This window comes from Microcoleus sp. Pol10D4, from assembly GCF_036701555.1.
Classification (GTDB): Bacteria; Cyanobacteriota; Cyanobacteriia; order Cyanobacteriales; family Microcoleaceae; genus Microcoleus.
Window position 1 is genome coordinate 61,420 of record NZ_JAUBRA010000021.1, and the last position, 21,963, is coordinate 83,382.

Annotated in this window: 18 protein-coding genes and 1 riboswitch; of the genes, 11 read left to right on the top strand and 7 right to left on the bottom strand. The window is 44.4% G+C overall.

The annotated features are described in order from the left end of the window. Positions 1–70 precede the first annotated feature (70 nt). The 4 genes from aspS to QUA36_RS13225 all read left to right on the top strand — a co-directional run bounded on the left by aspS (position 71) and on the right by QUA36_RS13225 (position 2,887). Positions 71–1,858, top strand: a complete 1,788-nt coding sequence (gene aspS, locus QUA36_RS13210) for an aspartate--tRNA ligase (protein ID WP_333457915.1) — start codon at positions 71–73, stop codon at positions 1,856–1,858. Between the two features lie 223 nt (positions 1,859–2,081). Further along, positions 2,082–2,306, top strand: coding sequence for a hypothetical protein (locus QUA36_RS13215; protein WP_333107135.1), 225 nt, complete (start codon positions 2,082–2,084; stop codon positions 2,304–2,306). Then, positions 2,303–2,569: a Txe/YoeB family addiction module toxin gene (locus tag QUA36_RS13220; protein WP_194069249.1), complete on the top strand. Its 267-nt coding sequence runs from the start codon at positions 2,303–2,305 to the stop codon at positions 2,567–2,569. Before QUA36_RS13215 ends, QUA36_RS13220 begins: the two co-directional genes overlap by 4 nt. Positions 2,570–2,737: 168 nt before the next feature. After that, positions 2,738–2,887, top strand: coding sequence for a hypothetical protein (locus QUA36_RS13225; protein WP_333457917.1), 150 nt, complete (start codon positions 2,738–2,740; stop codon positions 2,885–2,887). Here the strand turns inward: QUA36_RS13225 and QUA36_RS13230 are convergent. From QUA36_RS13230 to QUA36_RS13250, 5 genes are all read right to left on the bottom strand, one after another. Next, positions 2,873–5,080, bottom strand: coding sequence for an NACHT domain-containing protein (locus QUA36_RS13230; protein WP_333457919.1), 2,208 nt, complete (start codon positions 5,078–5,080; stop codon positions 2,873–2,875). The genes QUA36_RS13225 and QUA36_RS13230 overlap by 15 nt on opposite strands. A gap of 123 nt (positions 5,081–5,203) precedes the next feature. Next, positions 5,204–5,602, bottom strand: coding sequence for a hypothetical protein (locus tag QUA36_RS13235; protein ID WP_333457921.1), 399 nt, complete (start codon positions 5,600–5,602; stop codon positions 5,204–5,206). Between the two features lie 93 nt (positions 5,603–5,695). Beyond that, complete coding sequence (locus QUA36_RS13240) at positions 5,696–5,947, bottom strand: hypothetical protein (protein ID WP_333457923.1); 252 nt, start codon at positions 5,945–5,947, stop codon at positions 5,696–5,698. Positions 5,948–6,055: 108 nt separating this feature from the next. Further along, entirely contained in the window at positions 6,056–6,193 is a 138-nt protein-coding gene (locus tag QUA36_RS13245) for a hypothetical protein (RefSeq protein WP_333457924.1), read from the bottom strand. A 321-nt stretch (positions 6,194–6,514) separates the two neighbouring features. Beyond that, positions 6,515–6,748: a hypothetical protein gene (locus QUA36_RS13250; protein ID WP_333456456.1), complete on the bottom strand. Its 234-nt coding sequence runs from the start codon at positions 6,746–6,748 to the stop codon at positions 6,515–6,517. 188 nt (positions 6,749–6,936) lie between these two features. On the opposite strand from QUA36_RS13250, the gene QUA36_RS13255 reads away from it, so the two are divergent. Continuing rightward, positions 6,937–7,140 (top strand): ribbon-helix-helix domain-containing protein, encoded by a 204-nt coding sequence (locus QUA36_RS13255; protein WP_333457926.1) that lies wholly within the window; start codon positions 6,937–6,939, stop codon positions 7,138–7,140. A 152-nt stretch (positions 7,141–7,292) separates the two neighbouring features. On the opposite strand, the gene QUA36_RS13260 is transcribed toward QUA36_RS13255, so the two are convergent. Beyond that, positions 7,293–8,759 carry a glycosyltransferase family 87 protein gene (locus QUA36_RS13260; RefSeq protein WP_333457928.1) on the bottom strand — a complete coding sequence of 489 codons (1,467 nt, stop codon included), beginning with the start codon at positions 8,757–8,759 and terminating at the stop codon, positions 7,293–7,295. A 302-nt stretch (positions 8,760–9,061) separates the two neighbouring features. Between QUA36_RS13260 and QUA36_RS13265 the strand changes: the two genes are divergently transcribed. From QUA36_RS13265 to QUA36_RS13280, 4 genes are all read left to right on the top strand, one after another. After that, positions 9,062–10,252, top strand: coding sequence for a M20 family metallopeptidase (locus QUA36_RS13265; protein ID WP_333457929.1), 1,191 nt, complete (start codon positions 9,062–9,064; stop codon positions 10,250–10,252). Positions 10,253–10,383: 131 nt separating this feature from the next. Next, entirely contained in the window at positions 10,384–11,712 is a 1,329-nt protein-coding gene (locus QUA36_RS13270) for an ATP-binding protein (RefSeq protein ID WP_333457931.1), read from the top strand. Between the two features lie 4 nt (positions 11,713–11,716). Beyond that, positions 11,717–15,754: a WD40 domain-containing protein gene (locus QUA36_RS13275; protein ID WP_333457933.1), complete on the top strand. Its 4,038-nt coding sequence runs from the start codon at positions 11,717–11,719 to the stop codon at positions 15,752–15,754. A 275-nt stretch (positions 15,755–16,029) separates the two neighbouring features. Beyond that, positions 16,030–17,685: a SpoIID/LytB domain-containing protein gene (locus tag QUA36_RS13280; protein WP_333457935.1), complete on the top strand. Its 1,656-nt coding sequence runs from the start codon at positions 16,030–16,032 to the stop codon at positions 17,683–17,685. 345 nt (positions 17,686–18,030) lie between these two features. On the opposite strand, the gene QUA36_RS13285 is transcribed toward QUA36_RS13280, so the two are convergent. Further along, entirely contained in the window at positions 18,031–18,330 is a 300-nt protein-coding gene (locus tag QUA36_RS13285; RefSeq protein WP_106149950.1) for a ferredoxin, read from the bottom strand. A gap of 525 nt (positions 18,331–18,855) precedes the next feature. On the opposite strand from QUA36_RS13285, the gene QUA36_RS13290 reads away from it, so the two are divergent. Then, the gene (locus QUA36_RS13290) at positions 18,856–19,869 is read left to right on the top strand and encodes a Gfo/Idh/MocA family oxidoreductase (protein ID WP_333457937.1); all 1,014 of its coding nucleotides are present in this window, start codon (positions 18,856–18,858) and stop codon (positions 19,867–19,869) included. Positions 19,870–20,090: 221 nt separating this feature from the next. After that, positions 20,091–20,179, top strand: a riboswitch (Fluoride riboswitch). Between the two features lie 87 nt (positions 20,180–20,266). Further along, positions 20,267–21,895 carry a cation:proton antiporter gene (locus tag QUA36_RS13295; RefSeq protein WP_333457948.1) on the top strand — a complete coding sequence of 543 codons (1,629 nt, stop codon included), beginning with the start codon at positions 20,267–20,269 and terminating at the stop codon, positions 21,893–21,895. Positions 21,896–21,963 lie beyond the last annotated feature (68 nt).

Here is a 21,963-nt window from a genome sequence, read left to right on the forward strand (position 1 = left end):
TGCATTCAGCAGAAGTTTCAGGCATACTGCATAATTAAAAAGCTTTATTTTTAGTCCACAACCCCCAATTATGAGAAGTTACTACTGCGGCGAACTGCGAAGCGAACACATCGGAGAGACTGTCACCCTTTACGGCTGGGTGGATCGCCGCCGCGATCATGGCGGGGTGATTTTTCTGGATGTGCGCGATCGATCGGGTATTGTGCAAATTGTCAGCGATCCTGAACGCACCCCCGATTCCTATCACGGGGCTGAGGCTTTACGCAGCGAATACGTGCTTAAAATTACGGGTAGAGTCAGCAGCCGCCCCGAAGATTCCCTCAACCCGAAATTGCCTACGGGTGAAGTAGAAATTTACGCTGACGAAATTGAGTTGTTGAATGCGGTTCGCAAACAGTTACCGTTTCAGGTGGCGACGGCGGATACCGAAAGCGTGCGGGAAGATTTGCGCCTGAAATATCGCTATTTGGACTTGCGGCGCGATCGTATGAGTCGCAATTTGCAGCTTCGCCACCAAGTTGTTAAAGCTATGCGCCGCCACCTGGAAGATGTGGGAGGTTTTATTGAAGTTGAAACACCGATTTTAACGCGATCGACTCCTGAAGGTGCGAGAGATTATTTAGTGCCCAGCCGCGTCAATTTGGGCGAATGGTACGCTTTGCCGCAGTCGCCGCAGTTGTTCAAACAATTGTTAATGGTTTCGGGTTTGGACAGATATTATCAGATTGCGCGCTGTTTCCGCGATGAAGATTTGCGCGCCGACAGACAGCCGGAATTCACACAATTAGACATGGAAATGAGTTTCATGTCTTTAGAAGAAGTTATCGAATTAAACGAAGGTTTAGTCTCCCAGATTTTCCAAAGTGTCAAAGGCGTAGAATTGCCTCGTCCTTTTCCGCGCTTGACTTACGCTGAAGCAATGGATCGCTATGGTAGCGACAAACCAGACACTCGCTTCGGTATGGAATTAGTCGATGTTTCCGATTTGATGAAAGATTCGGGATTTAAGGTATTTTCCGGGGCGGTTGCTGCGGGCGGAATTGTGAAAGTTTTGCCGATTCCGGGCGGTAATGATGCGATTTCTAACGTGCGGATTAAACCGGGCGGCGATTTGTTTAAGGAAGCCAGCGAAGCCGGTGCGAAGGGCTTGGCTTACATTCGGGTGCGGGATAACGGCGAAATTGATACGATCGGCGCTATTAAGGATAATTTGACGGAAGCACAAAAACAGGAATTGCTCGATCGCACGGGCGCGCAACCAGGTCATTTGTTGTTATTTGCTGCGGCTGACGCGATAACAGTCAATAAGACTTTGGATAGATTGCGTTTGTTCGTGGGTAACGAATTGGGATTGATTGATAAAGACAAGATGAATCTGCTGTGGGTGACAGATTTCCCGATGTTTGAATGGAACGCTGATGAGAAGCGTTTGGAAGCATTGCACCACCCGTTTACTGCGCCGCATCCTGACGATATTAATGATTTGAAAACTGCGAGAGCTCAAGCTTACGATTTGGTGTTAAACGGTACAGAAGTCGGCGGCGGTTCTCTGCGGATTTATCAGCGGGAAGTTCAGGAAAAGGTGTTTGAGGCGATCGGCTTATCGACTGAGGAAGCTTACAATAAGTTTGGCTTTTTGTTGGATGCGTTTGAGTATGGAACTCCGCCCCACGGAGGTATTGCTTACGGTTTGGATCGGTTGGTGATGCTGTTGGCTGGTGAGGAATCGATTCGCGATGTGATTGCGTTTCCGAAGACGCAGCAGGCGGGTTGTTTGTTGACGAATGCGCCGGCTGGGGTGGATGAGAAGCAGTTGAAGGAGTTGCAAGTGCGATCGACTTATACGCCTAAGTCATAAGGCGATCGGGACTTAGGCAAAGCCTATGTGTCATGCTGAGAGAAGGGAAGCATCTCGCTGGATGCTTCACTAGACTGCGTTTTGTTCAGCATGACAGACACAATAGCTGCGTCCAGGACTGTGATTGAGTCAACACTTTCGCTAATACTGTATGCTATAGTTACATTCCACGTCTTTAGACTAAAAACGCTATAATTATCATAATCGAAAATAGGTAAAAACGATGTCAACAGTTTATCGTTTAAAAGCCAGCGAACTCAATCATCATTTTTTAGAACAAATCAAGGCGACTTTTGGAGATAAAGAGATTGAAATAATTGTTTCTGAGTGTGATGAAACGGAATATCTTTTGAAATCCGAAGTCAATAAAAATAGACTTTTAAAAGCTATTGAAAATGTTAAAGAACGACAAAATTTAGTTGAAGTTAACTTACAGAATTTGCAATGAGCAGAAGAATTGTTTTTGAATCTTCTGCTTTTGCAGATTTTAATGAATGGGCCAAATTAGACAAAAAGATTTATCGCAAAATTGTAGAATTGATTAAAGATATAGACCGCTCACCGTTTGAAGGATTGGGAAAACCTGAACCTCTGAAATACGAGTTAAGTGGTTTTTGGTCTAGGCGCATTGATAACGAACATCGTTTAGTTTACCAAGTTACGGATCGAGAAATTGCGATCGTGGCTTGTAAGTATCATTACACTGAATAGATGTGATTGCGTTTCCGAATACGCAGCAGGCGGGTTGTTTGCTGACAAATGCGCCGTCTGGTGTGGATGAGAAGCAGTTGAAGGAGTTGCAAGTGCGATCGACTTATACGCCGAAGTCATAAGCGTATAAAACACCTTGACAATTGCGACTTGATTAGTTGCAGGTAGATGTCGGCGGCGGGGCGATCGAGGTTATCGAATTTGCTGCCGTCGATGCAGACGAGTTGGATAGAAGGCGTGCCGGTTGGTTTCGGTGAGTGGGGGGAGTTGGGCGACGTTGAGGGTTTGGACGAGGAGGGAGGTTTAGGTTTCAGTTAAACCGTGCCATGCGCGGTAGAAGTCGGGGTAGGGGAGCTTTTGGGAGCAATACAAAAGTATTTCAATAGCACACCTAGATGTATCAAAACTCAGTTTAATAACTTTTCCATCCAGGTACTCTTTTAATCTCTTAATGACTAAAAAATATAATGAATTATTGTTGATATTTTTTTCAAATAATAAATCAATGATATTTCTACAGAGAAAATGACTAGGTTTAGTAAATAGTAACTGAAGTATAGCTTCAATAATACTTATATCCTCTCTTCCAATCTGTGCCAATCTAGCTTTAGCAGCCGTAAAAGTATGTTTAATCGACGTTTCCCCATTGTTCTTAATTTCAAAACTGTCTCGGAACTGACCAATTAAATAGTTCACGTCTTTACAAGTTTCCAAAGCTTTGATTTCTTGTAACCGATTTTGTTCAAAAGTTTTTAGTAATTTATAGATTTGATTTATTTCTTCAGGTGATTTTTTCTGCTTATCAAGAATATTTTTTTCTTCTCGCTCATTGTGATTATTCTTGCTTAATATTGATTCGGCAGCTTGTCGGTAATTTTTACTATTTAATAAATTAGTTAGAGTAGCCTGTGCTGCAAAATTTTTAGGGTCGATATCTAATATAAAAGCAGCCACTGTAAAATTAACCCTCTCACTTTCATGCGGCAACGTTTGTAATAAAACAGTCAAGGCATTGATTACCTTTAGGTGATTGGTTTCTTTCAACGCTATAGCGGCAGCCTTTTCAAGATAATTTGGATACATCAGCCATTCTTGGTGTTCAAATTTAGAAGAACCAAACCGCCAAAGAACAAGCTGGTCTATAATATCGCTAATAATATCAGGCTCATCAAAATCATTAAACTCCCCAATCCCTGCGGCTGCCAAAAAATAGGCGCGATATTGATAAAGTCCTCTATCTACTTTCTCAAAATTCCATTTTCCACACCCATCATCAAAATTCACCAACTTCTCAATAAACTCCTCTTTCTTCTCATTCCTAACATCCTCACGCCCCAACCACAACAAAATCACCTGCTTCCACTGCGGTTCAAAAATCCGATATTCCTTCCCCCCCACGGGAAAATCAACATGATTCCGAGGTAAAAACTCATCCCAATCTTCCACTGCCAAGGCTGCAAAATACTCCTGAAACGTGGCATGATAAAACACGCAAATCGCCTCTGGAAACCGTTCCACCCGATTCAACCACCCCAACTTCTTCACTGCCTCAAAAATCCGGCGACTTCCCAAAACCTTTAACACCCAACTTTCGCGCAACCGTAACCGCGAAACCTCATCCTTCTGTTCCATCGCCGCCAACGCCAACCGCGCCAAGGCTGTATCAATTGCCTCCCGTTGGTCTAAAATCTTCTCATCCGCCTTCCAGCGATACACCCAATCCACAAACTGCCCGTATAACCCCGCCTGCGTCTGGGGCAAACCGCCCCCCGTCTGCCAAATTTGGCACAACATCCACAACCGCAAGGGATTCTGAATCAACTCCTTGAGACGGGAATTTTCCGACTCTGCTAACGCCACCTCTAAACTCTCCCCCGTCGCCGCATCCCCTATCCCCGCAAACCAACGCCGAATATAGCCCGTCACCTGTTCGGGGTTAAACTCCAAATTCCGAAACACATCAAACCCCGAAAAAGCATTCCTATCCGCTTCCCAGACATTCACCCGACAACTCACCACCACCCGCGCCGCCTGCACCCATCCCCCCAACAGTGCGTAAACATCGCGCATTTCCACCTTAGATGTCATTTCATCCAACCCATCCAACAATAGCCAAATCTGGTGTTTTTGTTGGGTAAGTGCATCAATGGTGAGGCTTTGACCTGTTTGTTTGAGCCAGATATCCTCGATATATTGGGTTATTGTCGGTTGGGTTAAATCTGCCAAAGATACCCAAATCGGCAACCCCAAATCTTGCTCTAAAATCCAATCGGCAATTTTCTGTAACCGCGTGGTTTTCCCCGCACCCGGTTCGCCAATAATCGCAATTTTGCGCCCTTGGCTAATTTCGCTTTGCCCTTGTCGCAACACATCCTCAAAAAAGCGTTCTTCAGCAATGGGGATGAGTTTTTCTTCTTCCTTTTCTTCTGGCCGATCCCTTGAGGGAGGTTTGGACGGTTTGCGTTCAACAATCGCTAAGGGAACATAAATCTCATCCAGTTGCGGTGTCACCCCGTAGGCGTTGGTAAAGGGGTTGGTGGTGAGTTGCTTTTGTAGCGCGAGGTTTTGACGACAGATTTCTTGCCATTCCTCAATGGGAAGAAAATTTACCCGATTCCCTGCGGGTGACTCTAGTCAAAATGTCCCACCAATAATTGTGTTGCCCTGGAAGACGTTTTTAATGTTATCTGCTAACTTTTGAGCATTGTAAACTGTAGGTTGCTGAGAGATAAAGTTAGAGAGCTTGGGATTGGGGTCGGTTTGAGCTGCTGCAACTAACTCTTGAAGTAGTTTAGCAAATTGAGGATCGCGATCGGCTTCATTTTTAATAATTTCTACTGTTTTAGCATAGTCTAATTGTGCTGGAGCAATTTCGATAGCACTAACTGTCTCTGGTGACTTATTCCGCAGTGACGCCAGAACTTTGCCAGTGCGATCGATGACTGCTTCTCCCAGTTTTTCTCCTCCTTTTTCTAATGCTTTAGTAGTAACAAGAGTAGAAATTGCCAAAGCTGCTGCTAGTAGTGGTTCCATGAGTTAAGCCCTCTTGTATTTGGATACTGAATATTTTACCATGTTTTATCTAATATAGTATTTATATTTTTATTTCCTAATCACTTAAAACTCTTAATGTGCTTTAGATTTAAGCCTTTTCATCACCTCATCATTGCAATAACGCTTAAACGTTCCCACCCGATAATCACTCAATTTACCTGGTAATTTTACGTATTTATCATCTCCATTGAGACGAATAAAACTTTTCATATCCTGAAACACACAATACTGACCTTGACCATTAGAGTAGTAGATATAATCAGTGTCTTCTAATTTAAACGCTCCAATTGGTTGTACTTCTGATCGAAAAAAGTGAAATTGCACGAGAAAAATTCCTGGTAATATACTTAGAAGAATAACACCAATTGCACCTGTAATTAATTTGTTTTGAGGAGGAAGAAACTTTACCCGATTCCCTGCGGGCGACTCCAGTCAATAAAATATAGGATTGATAATTGTATTGCCTTGAAAGAAGTTTTTAATGTTATCTGCTAACTTTGGAGCGTTATCAACTTTTGGTTGCTGAGAGATGAAGTTAGATAGCTTGGGATTGGGGTCGGTTGGTTCCATGAGTTAAACCCTCTTGTGCCTGGATAATGAATATTTTACCGTCTTTTGTTTAATTCGGTGGATGCGGAGGTTTTTCAGGATTTAGGCACTCCGACCAAAGAAACCGGGTTTTTCACCGAATCTGTAGTCACAACGAAGTATCCTCATAAAAACCCGGTTTCTGACCACGAGTGCGTCAGTCCTATTGTTACATGACTTACTATTGATTATAGTCTTTGTCAAAAAAAAAGAAGCTATTTCAGCTTGACAAATAACGATCGCCCTTCAATGAGACAGAAAGGAAGATCGCACTTTTTCAATTCGTGCGATCGCCCTCCAAGATTATTCTTTCCAGTAACGGGTTAAAATCCGAATCACCTCACCCGCTATCGGCGATGGTAGAGGCGGGCTCCATTCCCCAACTTCTGCAAAACCTAAAACGTGCAACAGATTAACGATGCTGTCTACCGCTTTGGGAAGGCCACACAACAGCAAACGAATCGGTTGCTTCCCTTGAGGTACGTCAGGAATTTCTTCCCGGAGCAGTTCAGGAACTGATTTTGGCTGTGATATCATACAGTTTCTCCTAAATATGGGAGTTCCAGCCCCCACCGAACGATCGTGAGTCTGAGCGGTGGGGGTTTGGTTTTGTGTTTACTCTAAAGTATCACGGTATGCACTCCGAGTCAACCCGTGAGGGTGAAATTGATACTGTAGAGGTCAAAAAAAGGTACAATAGGGCAGTAAAAGCACAAATAACAGCCTTGCCAGCAAAACTCCCCAGAATAGTTGTATATCTTCCAGAAGAACTTAAAGCAGACCTAGAGCGGTTAGCCAAATCGCATTATCGGCCGGTCTCGAATATGGTGTTGACATTAATTCAAGAAGCAGTAGATGAGGCTAAATCTGAGGGAAGAATTCAAAACGACGATGGATCGCAGCAACAGAAAATCGACAGCGACGAGTAATATCATTTAAGGTTGTTTCTGAATGATTTAACCGCAGAGGACGCAGAGAACACAGAGGAAGAGAAGAGAGATGAATAAATTTCTTATAAAATTACATGGTGAACACGCTACCTATTACTTACTCTTGGCCAGATGAATGTCTATTTCTTGCTTCAGCTCGGTCGGTCAAATTCAGCAACCTGTTTTTGACCAAGGGATGTAATCGCTAAGACTAAAACACTTAACGTAAGGCCTAAAATCGCATAACTCGGTAGTGAAAAAATAGTTACTTTAAACAAATAAGGCAATTCCCCCCCCTTCCAGTTCCACCGCTTTCCTAGAAACACCAACAGCCCGCCATGAATCACAGCGGTTTGCACCATCACACAGCCAACGCCCAATAACCAAACCGACATTCTTTGCCTAGAGAAGGCACAATTTTTAATCTGAAAGCATAAATCATTCAGCAAAAAAACCACCGCCGGTGCTAACATCACAGAACTGGTGGGCTGTGAATAGTTGATAGCAATACTCAAAGTAGAAATTAGCACCATTTCAGATAAGTCAACTTTTTTTGACCAAGCATTGCGAGATTGTTTTTTGTAAAAATACCAACTCACTAAACCAACTAGCAGCAGAATAATCAAATCAGAAAATAGCTTCGCCACGAAGGGACTATCGGGGAAAAATCTTGGCCCCATAACCCTTAAATCAAGGCGGCTCATAGAAATATAAGCATTATTCGATGGGTCGTTGAGCCAGAGTGGAAATCCACGAGTCGCATCCTGTATAAATCCAGTTAAAGAATTGCCCGTTACAGCTAGACCTATAACTGCCAAAGAAGTTACCGTGACTATAGATATAAAAACTAGCTTAAACCGTCTTTTGATTAAGAAATAAGGAATAAACAATATAACTAAAGTTGGTTTAAAAAGTGCAAGCCCTAATAAAATTCCTGCAATTACATCCTGATTATTTCTAGCATAAATAAACATCCATAACAGCAGAACGGCAATAAAAGTTGCCACATTGCCAACTTGAAGATCGAAGACAAAACCGTAGAGGAATGCAACTGATATACTACAAATAGTCCGAAAAGCTCGTGAGTGCGACACCAACAAGATATTCGCTCCCCATAAAACAAAACCTGTGGCAATAAGATGCAGCCAAGTCCAGATTGTGAATGCAGTCTTCATCGGGAAATAGCCCACAAACCACAGCGGAGGAATGATATTAGGTGGATAAACAAAAGATGGAATAAACCCACACACTTTTGTGATGCTACAGAAACCGATGTTAAACACCTCGACATTAAAGGGACTCAAATGCTGATGGGCTAATCTACTCGCCACATAAAACCACTTAAAATCCCAGTAAGGCGGATCGGGCCGAGTAGTCAGATTGTAAACCAACCAACCCGTATAACAGAGAAATCGGGTGACAACTAATACAATAACTGCTTGCAAAATAAAGTTAACAATAGGTTGACGAAAAAACTGAGTCAATCTTTGGATCGAAGGATGTTTTAAAAACAAAGAATCTTGCCATGCTGTTTTTTCGCTATCTAATCGCCAATTAAGTTTTAGAAACAAAGCGACTGTAATTAGAATTATTACATTCCAGAATCCAAAGCTAATCATAGTAAATAATTTTAATGAAATTACTCTTTGATGATATCACAAGCATAAATTGTCAACTAAAAATTAGCATCTGAACCTAAAATATTGACTTTTCTTCCCCGTTTCAACCTAACTCTCATTTCTCTCTTTTCTCTGCGTCCTCTGCGCCCTCTGCGGTTAGAAAAAAAATCTTATTCCCAAACAAAATAGAATTGCTATCTAAAAGCCCGATCGCACATTTGCGCCTTATAACCCTGTTCACCCCCAAACATATGCGTTAACCTAGTTGACTACAACTTGTACCGCACTCCCCAACAAAATTCATGCTTCCCCGCATCAAAGAAATAGCCGCCACCCTAGCACCCCGCTTAATCGAAATACGCCGCCACATCCACTCCCACCCCGAACTCAGCGGCCAAGAATATCAAACCGCCGCCTACGTAGCCGGAGTTCTCGCATCCAGCGGAGTCCGCGCCATCGAAGGAATCGGCAAAACAGGAGTGCTCGGCGAACTCAAAGGCCACAGCAGCGAGTCGCGCTGGCTGGCAATTCGCACCGATATGGACGCTTTGCCGATTCAAGAACGCACTAACTTAGAATTTGCCTCCCGCAACGAAGGAGTCATGCACGCCTGCGGCCACGACATCCACACCACCGTCGGTTTGGGCGCAGCAATGATATTGTCTCAGCTAGAAGAAAAACTGCCCGGTCACGTCCGCTTCTTGTTTCAGCCAGCAGAAGAGATAGCCCAAGGTGCTCAATGGATGATTAAAGATGGGGCGATGCAAGATGTTGACGGCATCCTCGGAGTGCACGTTTTCCCGACGATTCCCGGCGGTTGCGTTGGTATCCGGCACGGGGCACTGACAGCCGCGGCAGATGACCTAGAATTGATTGTGATGGGCGAATCCGGCCACGGTGCGCGTCCCCACGAGGCGATCGACGCAATTTGGATTGCTTCTCAGATAATTACCACTTTGCAGCAGGCAATTAGCCGCACGCAAAATCCTTTGAGGCCACTGGTTTTGACGATCGGGCAAATTAACGGCGGACGAGCGCCGAACGTGATTGCCGATCGAGTAAAATTATTGGGAACCGTGCGATCGCTGCATCCGGAAACCCACGAAAAACTGCCGGCTTGGATCGAACAAATTGTTTCTAGCGTCTGCGCGACTTACGGCGCTAAGTACGAACTCACCTACAAGCGCGGCGTACCGGGAGTCCAAAACGACCCAAAACTCACGCAATTAGTCGAAACAGCAGCTTTAGAAGCTTTAGGTCGATCGCGCGTCCAGATTTTACCAGAACCATCCCTCGGCGCGGAAGATTTTTCGATGTACTTAGAACACGCACCGGGAACCATGTTTCGCTTAGGAGTGGGACTGACTGACAAACCGAACTATCCCCTCCATCATCCGCAATTTGAGGTCGATGAAGCAGCCATCGTCACCGGCGCTGTCACCTTGGCCTATGCCGCCTACCAATATTGGAAACAGCATCCAGGTTCACACTAATAGTTTTGGACGTATGGGTGGTCAGCTAACTAACCGTAGGGTGCTTAGCCGGAAAAATGTTTAGTCGCTGGTAATAACATTCAGCCCTGACCCACCCTACAATAACTACAAAAACTAATTTAGAAAATTTTATGAACCTAGATTTCGATCGATTCTGCGACGCCTGCAACCCCAGTCACTCCTTGATATTGGGCAATGCCGAAGATCAGCGCTACTACATTGATTTTGCTGAGGTGCGCGGCGGAAAAGTTATTAACATACTCAAACGGACAATTACCCGTCTGGCACGAGATAAACCGACTTGCCAATTGTTTACCGGACATATTGGTTGTGGTAAGTCTACTGAATTATCGCGATTGGAAAAAGAGTTGACAGATGAGGGATTTCATGTAGTTTACTTCGAGTCAACCCAAGACCTCGATGAAATGGATCTCGATTTGACGGATATCATGTTAGCGATCGCGCGGCGAGTCACGCAAAGCTTGGAAGAGGGCAAAATTTCCTTGCAGCCCCAGCGCTTTAAAGAATTCTTAAAAAATAGTTGGGATTTTTTACAAATCCCTATGACTTTAGAAGCTGAAGGAGAACTTTCTTTAGGCATCGCCAAAATCACTGCCAAAACCAAAAGTAATCCCGACTTGCGCTCTAAACTGAGACAGTACATGGAACCGCAAGCAAATAAAATGTTAGAACTGATTAATCAAGAAATTATTGATGTAGCAATTAATCAGCTAAAGCAGCGGGGTAAAAAAGGATTGGTGGTGATTGTTGACAACTTAGATAGGATAGTTTTTCGGCCCAATGCAGCGGGGCGACTGTTGCCAGAATATATCTTTATTGACCGGGGCGATCAGTTGCGGCAACTGAATTGCCATTTAGTTTATACCCTGCCGTTGGGATTGATTTTTGGCAATGAAAGCGAAATTTTGAAAAATCGCTTGGGGGGCGGAGTTGACCCGAAAGTTTTGCCGATGGTACCAGTAAAGAATAGAGATGGCAGCGAATGTGTTGAGGGGATGAATTTACTGCGGCGCATGGTGATGTCGCGGGCTTTTCCCGATGTTGTGCCAGAGGAACATATCACATTAATTACCGAAGTTTTTGACAGTTCTGAAACTTTAGATGAATTGTGTCGAGTCAGCGGAGGTCATCTGCGAAACTTGATGGGGATGCTGTTTGGTTGCTTGCAGCAAGATGACCCTCCTATTTCGCAAAATGTATTGAAATCAGTGATTCGCAGTTCCCGCGACACTCTGATTCGCGGCATTGATAATGATGAGTGGGAATTACTGTTTAAGGTGGTGAAAGAACAAAGCATTAATGGAGATAAAGAATACCAAGATTTGCTGCGAAACCTGTGGGTTTTTGAATATGCAGACACTCAAGGAAATTGGTTTGCGTTGAATCCGCTGTTGATGGAAACTGACAAATTTAAGCTGTGGCAGCAGCAAAAACATTGAGATTATGGTAAACTCAAATCTAGCCGAAGATATTGTAGCCGAAAATGAGCGATCGCTATCTACTTTGGTACGGACGATCGCCAGATTTCAAGGAAAGTTTTCTTTAACTATAGTGCGCTGCAATTATGCTAGCTTGCGTTCTGCTATGCTGGAAAAGCTGCGTGATCGCTCTACTGTTGAATATCAAGAATTAGTCCTTGAGCCTGCTACTAAAATACTTCATCAAACTATTCTCAATGCCGTCCAAGAGCAACCGCCGAAAGCTTTAATAATTGTCGGTATGGAATCGGTGGTTGCTCTTGATGACCTGCTAGCTGGGGCTAATAGAGCGCGAGATCAATTCAAACAAGATTTTGCTTTTCCGTTGATATTATGGGTGACGGATTCCGTACTGTCTAAATTTAGTCGATTGGCGAATGATTTGAAATCTTGGGCTCCTCCTCCAATTCAGTTTACCATGCCGCCCGATGATTTGATGAATTTGTTGCAACAACAAGCAAGTCAAGCTTTTGCTGATGTTGAGAATTTCAAATTAGATGAGTGTGAAATTGAGTCGCTGGAAAATGATCTGCTAAATGTAGCATTAAACGAGGAATTGCAAGCTAGTTGGCAATTTATTCGGGGTTTAGTTCAATCTCAGAAAAATCAAATAGATTTAGCACTCGAACATTATCAGCAAAGTTTGACATTTTGGCAGCAAAATCACCAGTTAGAAAGACAAGGAATTGTCTGCCAGAAAATTGGTCAAGCTTACAACCGCAAAGCTGAATTGCACCGGGCAGGAAATCAAAATTATTGGCAAGAAGCTAGAAAGTATTTACAGCAATCTCTGGATAGTTTTGAGCAAGTGCAGCGACATGATTTAGCTGCGAAATATATTAGCGAACTCTGCGAAATGCTGCGACTTTTACAAGCTAGGGAAGAGTTGCAAAGTTTAGCTAAAAAAGCTTTAGAAATGCACGAAAATTACGGCACTCCGAGTCAAGTAGCTGAAGATTACGGCTTTTTGGCGGAGGTGGCGCTGCAACAATCTCAGTGGGAAAAAGCTTGCCAATCGGCTAAATTAGCATTGTCGGTTTTGACACAAGCAGGAGTATCCCAACAAAAGAATGGTTTGTATCGGTTACTTTTGGCAAAAGCGCAGCGAAATCTCACTCAACAGTCGCAGGCAGTTAACAACTTAGAAGTAGCTAAAGAAATTACACAGCCTCAAGATGATGTGCAACTTTATCTGAGGATTTTAGAAGAGTTGAGAACTCTGTATTTTGAGCAAGGCGAATATTTAAAAGCCTTTTACATTAAACTCGAACAACAGGAAGTTAAAAGCAAATATCGACTGCAAGCTTTTATCGGTGCCAGCCGCTTGCAGTCGCCGCAACAAATAATTGACAGCGGTTTAAAATCCGGTAAGTCAAAAGCTGAAATTGTTGAGGAAATTGAAGCAGCTTCCGGGCGATCGCAGGATATTAAAGAGATAAGTAAACGGATAGGTACACCTGCTTGCAAGCTGACGATTGTTCACGGACAATCTGGGGTAGGAAAAAGTTCGATAATTCAGGCATGGTTAGTTCCGGCACTGCAACTGACAACTTTTGAAGCACGGGACGTATTGCCTATTTTATTGCAATCATATCATGATTGGGTAAGGGATTGCGGTGAGTGTTTGAAAGCAGGAATTGAACAATTAAAAGCTGTGAAGTTGCTAGGGGCGATCGACACCCCAACAGCTATTTTAAAACAGTTGCGACTGAATCAAGACCGGAATTTATTAACTGTATTAATCTTTGACCAGTTTGAGGAATTTTTCTTTGCTTATCGAGATCCAATTGGTAGGCGAGAGTTATATGATTTTCTGGCTGAATGTTTAAATCAGATTAGCGACCTCAAAATTATCCTGTCGCTGCGGGAAGATTATCTTTTCTACTTGTTAGAGTTCAATCGCGCCACCAATTTATCAATTATTGATAACGACATTCTCACGAAAAAAATCTGCTATTACTTGGGAAATTTCTCAATTTCAGAGGCGAAAGCTATTGTTCAAACATTAACAAAAGGATCTCAATTTTACTTGGAGGATGATTTGGCAAACGCACTGGTAGCAGATTTAGCAGGTGAAGTGGGAGGAGTACGGCCGATTGAACTTCAAGTCGTGGGAATGCAACTGGAAAAAGGGCAGATTACTCGACTGACTGAATATCAGCAACTTGGCAGTCAGGCTAAGGTCAAACTGGTTGAGGAATTTTTAGCAGAAGTTATCGCCGACTGCGGTCAGGATAATAAAGAGATTGCCGAACTTGTCTTGTACTTGCTGACGGATGAAAACAACACTCGTCCTCAGAAAACTCAGGCTGAGTTAGCAGCAGATTTAGGAACAGAGTCAAAAACATTAGACTTGGTTTTAGAGATTGTCGTTAAATCGGGATTGGTGTTAGAAGTGCCAGCAACTCCGATTGAACGTTACCAACTTGTCCACGATTATTTAGTGCCTTTTATCCGCAAACAGCGCGGTGCGGAATTACTAGAATTACGCCAAAAAGTCAAGCAGACTGAAGTTGAAAAGCAGATATTAGCAGAGGCGAGGCAGAAAGCAGAACAGTTGTCAGCAGCAGCAAAGCGACAAGTTGAAGGGCTCACTAATATTGGTGGAACGATATTTAGCATTAGCTTAATTGGCGCTTTCACTGTAATAGGAGTAGGGTGGCAGCAAAGGAACGAGGCACAGAAATCGACAAAAGCAGCGTTGCAGGAATTGGACAAGGCACAGAAATTGACAAAATTAGAGCGCGCTGCAAGTGATGCTTTAAGGCTGTTTGGTCAAATAGATGCTTTAATCTCAGCCGTGAAGACTGGGAAAGAACTCAAAGCTACAGTCAAAGACGTTCGTTCCCTTGCAGAGTACCCGATATCTACTCCCCCGATTGCCCTCAACCAGATTCTCGACAACATCCGAGAACAAAATCGGTTTAAAGGACATAAAGGTCCAGTATGGAGTGTCAATTTTAGTCCCGACGGCAAATACATCGCTACGGGCTCATCTGACAAAACAGCCCGGTTGTGGGATGTCACGGGCAAGCTGATACAGGAATTTAAAGGACATCAAGGTTCAGTATCGAGTGTGAGTTTTAGTCCCGACGGCAAATACATCGCTACGGGCTCATCTGACAAAACAGCAAGGTTATGGGATTTAAAAGGTAAGTTGATACAGCAATTTCAAGGACATCAAAATCGGGTAACAAGTGTCAGTTTTAGTCCCGACGGCAAATACATCGCTACGGGCTCATCTGACAAAACAGCCCGGTTGTGGGATGTCACGGGCAAGTTGATACGAGAATTTAAAGGACATAAAAATCCAGTATGGAGTGTCAATTTTAGTCCTAATGGCAAATACATCGCTACGGCATCAGGGGACAAAACAGCAAGGTTGTGGGATGTAACAGGTAACCAAATAAAGGAATTTAAAGGACATCAAGGCGAGGTATCGAGTGTCAATTTTAGTCCTAATGGCAAATACATCGCTACGGCATCAGGGGACGGTACAGCAAGGTTGTGGGATGTAACAGGTAAGCAAATAAAGGAATTTAAAGGACATCAAGGTGAGGTATGGAGTGTGAGTTTTAGTCCCGACGGCAAATACATCGCTACGGGATCAAATGACCATACAGCAAGGTTGTGGGATTTAACAGGTAAACTGATACGAGAATTTAAAGCACATCAAAGTTTGGTATGGAGTGTGAGTTTTAGTCGCGATGGCAAATACATCGCTACGACATCGTGGGACAGTACGGCTAGGTTATGGGATTTAACAGGCAAACCGATCCAAGAATTTAAAGGACATCAAGGTTCGGTACAGAGTGTCAGTTTTAGTCCCGACGGCAAATACATCGCTACGGCATCAAGGGACTATACAGCTCGGTTGTGGCGAATCAGAAGTTTAGATGAAATGCTGGTGCAAGGCTGCGACTGGCTGCACGACTATTTGCAGAATAATGCTGATGAAAGCGATAAACACCTCTGCGATGAGATTAGTGCTCAGAAAAAATGATTAGCCAATCAGTCGGTAGGTGCAAATAAACCTTAGCGTGTAACTGAATGGAAAGCGATCGCAACTTTTGCGATTCCTGCGTTTCACTCGCAATGACAGATTTACCGCATGGGGTCCAGAAACCGGTTTCTTTCGTGTGAGTGCCTAAGCCCTGACTTAACAGAATTCTGGCAACTAAACCAGCCTCTCTTCCGGAAGCCCGCTCTAGCAGCCACCAAATGTGCTAACCTACAATCAAAAATCCCCAAATTTCAACTATCGGGAGATAGATAACTGTGTCCGCTCAAGCACCTCCAACTCCCAATTACAAATGGTTTAGCTGCATTTCTAGCACTGTTTTCACCGCATTGTGCCTGTTGCCTCTTTTCAGCGCTGCGGGATACGCCCAAACTCCCCAAAATAGACCCATCAAAATCGGCGTAGTGCAGCGGTTTGGCACCAAAGCAACCGACAAACTAACGCTGAAAGCATTACCGGGCGACAGCTTAACATTGAGTTACAAAACTCCTCAAGGCATAGAAACCAAAACGGCTGCTAGCGTCAAGTTAGAAATAGCCCCGAAACCGCTGGAATCGCCCTTAGTAGAAGAACGAGTGGTACTAAGTTCTCACCGCAGTTTCGAGAGTGCAGAAGATAGCGCCAATCAGTGGCGCGCCCAGGGAATAGAAGTAGAAATTGCTCAACCTTTGCGCTGGCAAGTTTGGGCAAAAAGAGATACTTACAACTCTCCTTTGGTGCGGCGCTGGCTGTTGCAAAGTTTGCAAGCTCAAGGGAACACAACAGCTTTTTTGGATTCCAAAGTTTTAAAACAAATACCCCAGGCATTTTGGGTTTTAAACGGCTTTCGTTTCAACCGCAATGAGTTGGATGTGACGGCCGGGAAAAATGTGATTGAGGTATTGGAACAAACCACCCAAGAGGCGACAGCTACTGAACCAGAAAAAGCAATTCAACAAACTCACCGTTATGGCGGCAGTTTGCACCTGCAAAAAAATTCTTACGGCACTTATACTTTAGTCAATAAAGTGCTGACGGAAACTTATTTGCGGGGTGTTGTTCCTCACGAAATTGGGGCTTTTTCGCCTTACGCTGCGATTGTCGCTCAAACTATTTTAGCGAGAACCTACGCCCTGAGAAATTTGCGCCGGTTTGCTGTGGATAATTATGAGTTGTGCGCTGATGTTAACTGTCAAGTTTATAAGGGTTTGACCGAGGTTTACCCGCAAAGTGATAAGGCGATCGCCCAAACGAGCGGTTTGGTGCTAACTTACGAAAATCAGCTAGTAGACGCGCTCTATTCCGCCTCTAGCGGCGGCGTCACAGCCTCTTTTAACGATGTGTGGCAGGGTGCGGAACGTCCATATTTGCGATCAATCGTCGATTCGCCTAATAATATTTGGGATTTGTCCAAGCAGAGTTTGTCTGACGAAAACAATTTCCGCCGCTTTATCAGTTTGGAAAAAGGGTTTAATGAGGAAAAAGAAGACACATTTCGGTGGCGCGAACCCGCTTCTTTGACAGCGATTGGTGGATTTCTCAAACAGTATCTTCAGAAGAAACAGCACCCGATGGCTAATTTGAAAACTGTCACTCAGGTGGAAGTGGTAGAAAGGTCGCCTGCAGGTCGAGTTTTGCAAATGAAGGTTCAAACTGACTTGGGCCCCATCATTATCGACAAAGACGAGATTCGCAATGCTTTTTACCCGCCGATTAGCACGCTTTTTTACCTCGAACCAATTTACAATCCCGACAAAACTCTCAATGGTTATGCTTTTGTCGGAGGCGGTTTCGGGCACGGAGTGGGAATGAGTCAGACTGGTTCTTACAATTTGGCTAATTTGGGCTGGAATGGATCTCGAATTCTGGGCTTTTATTTTCCCGGCGCTCAAGTTGTGCCGCTCAGCGATAACATTACATTTTGGCGCGAATAGTCGATCGCACTCTGCCTAAAACTCGGCGATTTAAATCATCGCCACTAAACAAACAAAGCCCGCCTTTGCGGACTAAATATCAGTCGTAAAACTTTTAGATTTTAGACTTGGGATTCTAGATTGGTTTCACAGTTAATCTAAAATCGGCCATCTAAAATCTAAAATTATTTGGTCAGCTATCTGCTCAAACCGCTAGGAATTCCTAGCTGGGAGTGACAGACTGCTGGCGGCTTTGTTGCAGTGTTAGACACAGAAACCCGGTTTCATAAAGTAATTGCGCTATTTCAGCTTAATTTGGGAAACCAGAAACCGGGTTTCTTAGGGTATCACGCAGAGCGTCCTTTCTTAGTAGAGCGATTCTTCTTGGTGAGTTTCGATCGTACAGTCAGACTTGGGATAGGCGACGCAGGTGAGGACAAATCCAGCCTCGATTTGGTCGTCGTCCAAGAAAGATTGGTCGGATTGGTCAATTTCGCCTTTGGTGATTTTGCCGGCGCAGGTGGAGCAAGCTCCAGCGCGGCAAGAGTAGGGGAGGTCGAGTCCTGCTTCTTCTGCAGCATCAAGAATGTAAGTATCGTCATCAACGTCAATGGTCTGGTTAATTCCTTCGGCTTCGCTGATGAGGGTAACTTTGTAAGTTGCCATGCACTAAATCCTCTCAAAAATTCAACAAGATTGATAATTTTTCCTAATGCAACCTTCAAGGCTCTATTAGCTTTGAGGTTAGGTCTTAGGTTCGTTCCCTCTATGATAGTAGGGGAAAGAAGCAAGGTTGCAACACTTATTTACAAAAAATTTGAATGGGATTAGTTATAACTTTTTCTAATTTCATCTTTATTACTTATACCTATGTTGGATTCAGCCTTGTGATACTGTTGCCGCAAGACTTGCGCTAAATAATCCGGTTTCTAGGAAAAATCCTGTTTTGAGCCCTACAGCACAAAAACCGGGTTGTGGGTATGCGGTGTGTCGATCGAATTTCAGCAAGACTGGCTGCAAGGCAAGTCCCTGCAGGCGTTGAAATGTATAGTTAGATCGCATCAAGACTTGGGTGTTGAAAGCTCGATCGAATAAATCGCACCACAACCACAGCTTAAAATCGGGGCGATAGAACCCTAAAGCCCTGCACCCCAAGTCTGTAACTATCTAAAATCTTAAATCTCAAATCCCATGACTAATATTGATACTCGCTTTGGTTTTTCGGTTAATTCTCCAATTCGCGTGGGGATTGTGGGTACTGGTTTTGCAGCTAAGTTGAGGGCTGAGACAATTCAAGCTGATGAGCGATCGAACTTGGTAGCAGTTGCGGGCCACTCCCCGGATAAAACCGCAGCATTTTGTCAAGGGTTCGGGGCAGAAGCTGCGGTTTCCTGGCGCAAGCTAGTAGAAAGAGACGATTTGGATTTGGTAATTGTCTGTACCGTGAACCGGGATCACGGGGCAATTGTCCTGGCGGCCCTAGAAAATGACAAGCACGTTGTGGTGGAATATCCTCTATCTTTAGACGTATCTGAAGCAGAAAGGGCGATCGAACTTGCCACCCAAAAGCAAAAACTCCTCCACATCGAACACATCGAACTGTTAGGCGGTTTGCACTCCTCAATCAAAGAATCTTTGCCATTAGTCGGTAAAGTTTTTTACGCCCGCTACATTACTATTACTCCTCAACATCCAGCGCCGCAGCGGTGGACTTATCAACATTCCCTCTTTGGCTTTCCGTTAGTTGGTGCAATTTCGCGACTGCACCGATTTACTGATTTGTTCGGGGAAGTGGCAAGCGTTAACTGTCAAGCTCAATTTTGGGACAGTCAGCCGGATTTCTACAAAGCTTGTTTGTGCAACGCACAGTTGCGCTTTGCCAATGGCTTTGTCGCTGAAGCTGTTTATGGAAAAGGAGAGACTTTTTGGCAGTCTGAAAACATTTTCACCATCTACGGAGAAGCAGGAACGCTGGTTTTTACTCCTGAATCCGGTCAATTAATTCAGGGAGAAAATCGGCGCAACCTCAAAGTAGGAACGCGGCGCGGCTTGTTTGCCAAAGACACCGATATGGTGTTGGAATATTTGTCAAACGGTACGCCTCTGTACGTAGATAATGCCAGTAGTTTGTACGCTTTGAAGGTGGCAGATGCTGCGAGGCGATCGAGCGAGATTGGGCAAACTATCGCACTTATAAATTCGTAAAAAGGAGCGAACAGGAGGTTATTTGAATTTGGGAAAAAACGCTTATAACTCATAAGACATTAGGACAACTCAGCTAAAAGTGCTGCTCAGCAAATCCGCAATCTGCCGATCGATATTGGTCTGGTGAAAACGCCGACTAGCCATATAGTAGGCCGATTGGGCGATCGCGCTCGTATACTCAGGCTGGGTATAACAGGTATTAATAACAATAGTGGTATAAAAGTAATGATGGCGATGGAGCTCGCCGAAACCGCCCTTCGTTATTAATAATCTTCATAACGTTTAAAAGGCTGATGGCTCCTACTGTTCCGACTTGTGGCGGAAGGGTAGGATGGTGCGGATGGCTCGATCTTTCCCCTACAAGTCACGTTCATCCATTCAGCTTCAAGGGGGCGTGATGTTAGAAAGTATTATCTGGATTTTATTAATGGGCTTTTTTGTCGGGCAGATTGCTCGACGGCTGAAAGCTCCTGCACTGGTAGGTATGGTGCTGGTGGGCATTTTATTAGGCCCGCAACTGGGAAATGTCATTAGCCCAGAGGTTTTGGGCGCAGCGAATTCCCTTCGCACCATTGCTGTGATGGTGATTTTGATGAAGGCGGGGTTAGGACTCGATCGCGAAAAGCTATCTCAACAGGGAACCGTGGCGCTGCGATTAGGCTTTCTGCCTGCAGCTTGCGAGGCCATCGCCATTGCTGTCGCTGCGATGTGGCTACTTCAGTTTGATTTTTGGACGGGGCTACTGCTAGGCTGCATCATTGGCGCAGAATCTCCAGCAGTAATTGTTCCCGGAATGCTGCGGTTAAAAAGTCTAGGTTGGGGAGTAAAAAAAGGAATTCCCGATGCCATTCTGACTGGAAGTGCCTTGTCAGATGTATTGCTTTTGCTGGTGTTTAGCCTACTGCTAGCATTTCTGTCCCAAGGGAAAGCTACAACCATTACCTTACTGGGAGGAATCACCCTCAGCCCTCTGCAATTGCTGCCATTTCAAATCTTCATCCAAATTACCTTGGGGGTGCTTTTGGGATGGGTAACTGCTCGAATTTTGGTGTCACTATTAGTCAAGCAAAACTGGACTCAAACTGCGGTTCAGGACTCCCTAGTCGCTGCTGGCTTTGCCCTTGGGCTGGTAGTATCAGCCGAACATATTCCGGTTTTCTCTGGCTATTTAGCTGTCATGGCGGCGGGGTTTTTCCTGATTGAGTTGGATGCGCCTTTAGCACGAAGATTGCGGGGTGGCTTTGACAATTTGTGGACGATCGCGGAAATTATTTTGTTTGTGCTGCTGGGAGCCAGTATTCAACTTAATGTATTAGGGAATACCTTACTGGTTGGTTTGCTTGTGTTGGCGATCGGGACTCTGATTGGGCGATCGCTCGGTTGGTATCTTTCCACCTTGGGTAGTAATTGGACTGGGAAAGAACGGCTGTTTCTGCTACCAGGAAATTCCGCTAAGGCAACGGTGCAAGCGGCGATTGGGGCGATTCCTCTAGCTCAGGGCATTGCTGGTGGCGAGACGATTTTGGCGATCGCAGCCCTCTCAATTTTAGTAACGGCTCCCTTGGGTGCTTGGGCAATTCCTACCTTTGCTCCCAAACTATTAGAAAAAGGCGAAGTAGACCCGACCAAAGTAGCTATTTCCGGTCGTCCAGTTTTTCTCGCAGCAGTAGACGCTTCCCCCTTAACAACAGATGTTTTAACTAAGGCCGCAGACTTAGCTCGGCGCAGTGATGGGGATGTGATTGTTTTGTATGTGGATAACCTGGGAGATAAAAAGGCGATCGCCCAATTACAAGAACAAGCACAACGACTCTTATCAGATATTTGCTATGAGTTCCTGAGTCTTTCTGGCACTGTGACTGAAGAGATTGTCCGCGTGGCGCAAGCTCGGCAAGTAACAGATATTGTGATCGGGAAACGAGGGCATCAACCTTGGGAAGAAGTGCTAGTAGGATCGGTTTCTCAAGCCGTCTTAGAAACCAGTCCTATTCCTGTCATTCTAGTGGAATGTCGTCATAAGGAATGAAAAATAAATAAGGTGACTAATAGAGCAATAGTTTACCTGGGAGCAAGGCTTCTGGGGTTTAATTGTGC

Bases quoted from the DNA above. Each gene is read 5' to 3' on its own strand.
- QUA36_RS13265 (WP_333457929.1), top strand. From the start codon at position 9,062: ATGCTTCCCCGCATCAAAGAAATAGCCGCCACCCTAGCACCCCGCTTA.
- QUA36_RS13215 (WP_333107135.1), top strand. From the start codon at position 2,082: ATGTCAACAGTTTATCGTTTAAAAGCCAGCGAACTCAATCATCATTTT.
- QUA36_RS13260 (WP_333457928.1), bottom strand. From the start codon at position 8,759: ATGATTAGCTTTGGATTCTGGAATGTAATAATTCTAATTACAGTCGCT.
- QUA36_RS13220 (WP_194069249.1), top strand. From the start codon at position 2,303: ATGAGCAGAAGAATTGTTTTTGAATCTTCTGCTTTTGCAGATTTTAAT.
- QUA36_RS13285 (WP_106149950.1), bottom strand. From the start codon at position 18,330: ATGGCAACTTACAAAGTTACCCTCATCAGCGAAGCCGAAGGAATTAAC.
- QUA36_RS13275 (WP_333457933.1), top strand. From the start codon at position 11,717: ATGGTAAACTCAAATCTAGCCGAAGATATTGTAGCCGAAAATGAGCGA.
- QUA36_RS13290 (WP_333457937.1), top strand. From the start codon at position 18,856: ATGACTAATATTGATACTCGCTTTGGTTTTTCGGTTAATTCTCCAATT.
- QUA36_RS13250 (WP_333456456.1), bottom strand. From the start codon at position 6,748: ATGATATCACAGCCAAAATCAGTTCCTGAACTGCTCCGGGAAGAAATT.
- QUA36_RS13295 (WP_333457948.1), top strand. From the start codon at position 20,267: ATGTTAGAAAGTATTATCTGGATTTTATTAATGGGCTTTTTTGTCGGG.
- QUA36_RS13225 (WP_333457917.1), top strand. From the start codon at position 2,738: ATGTCGGCGGCGGGGCGATCGAGGTTATCGAATTTGCTGCCGTCGATG.
- aspS (WP_333457915.1), top strand. From the start codon at position 71: ATGAGAAGTTACTACTGCGGCGAACTGCGAAGCGAACACATCGGAGAG.
- QUA36_RS13235 (WP_333457921.1), bottom strand. From the start codon at position 5,602: ATGGAACCACTACTAGCAGCAGCTTTGGCAATTTCTACTCTTGTTACT.
- QUA36_RS13270 (WP_333457931.1), top strand. From the start codon at position 10,384: ATGAACCTAGATTTCGATCGATTCTGCGACGCCTGCAACCCCAGTCAC.
- QUA36_RS13245 (WP_333457924.1), bottom strand. From the start codon at position 6,193: ATGGAACCAACCGACCCCAATCCCAAGCTATCTAACTTCATCTCTCAG.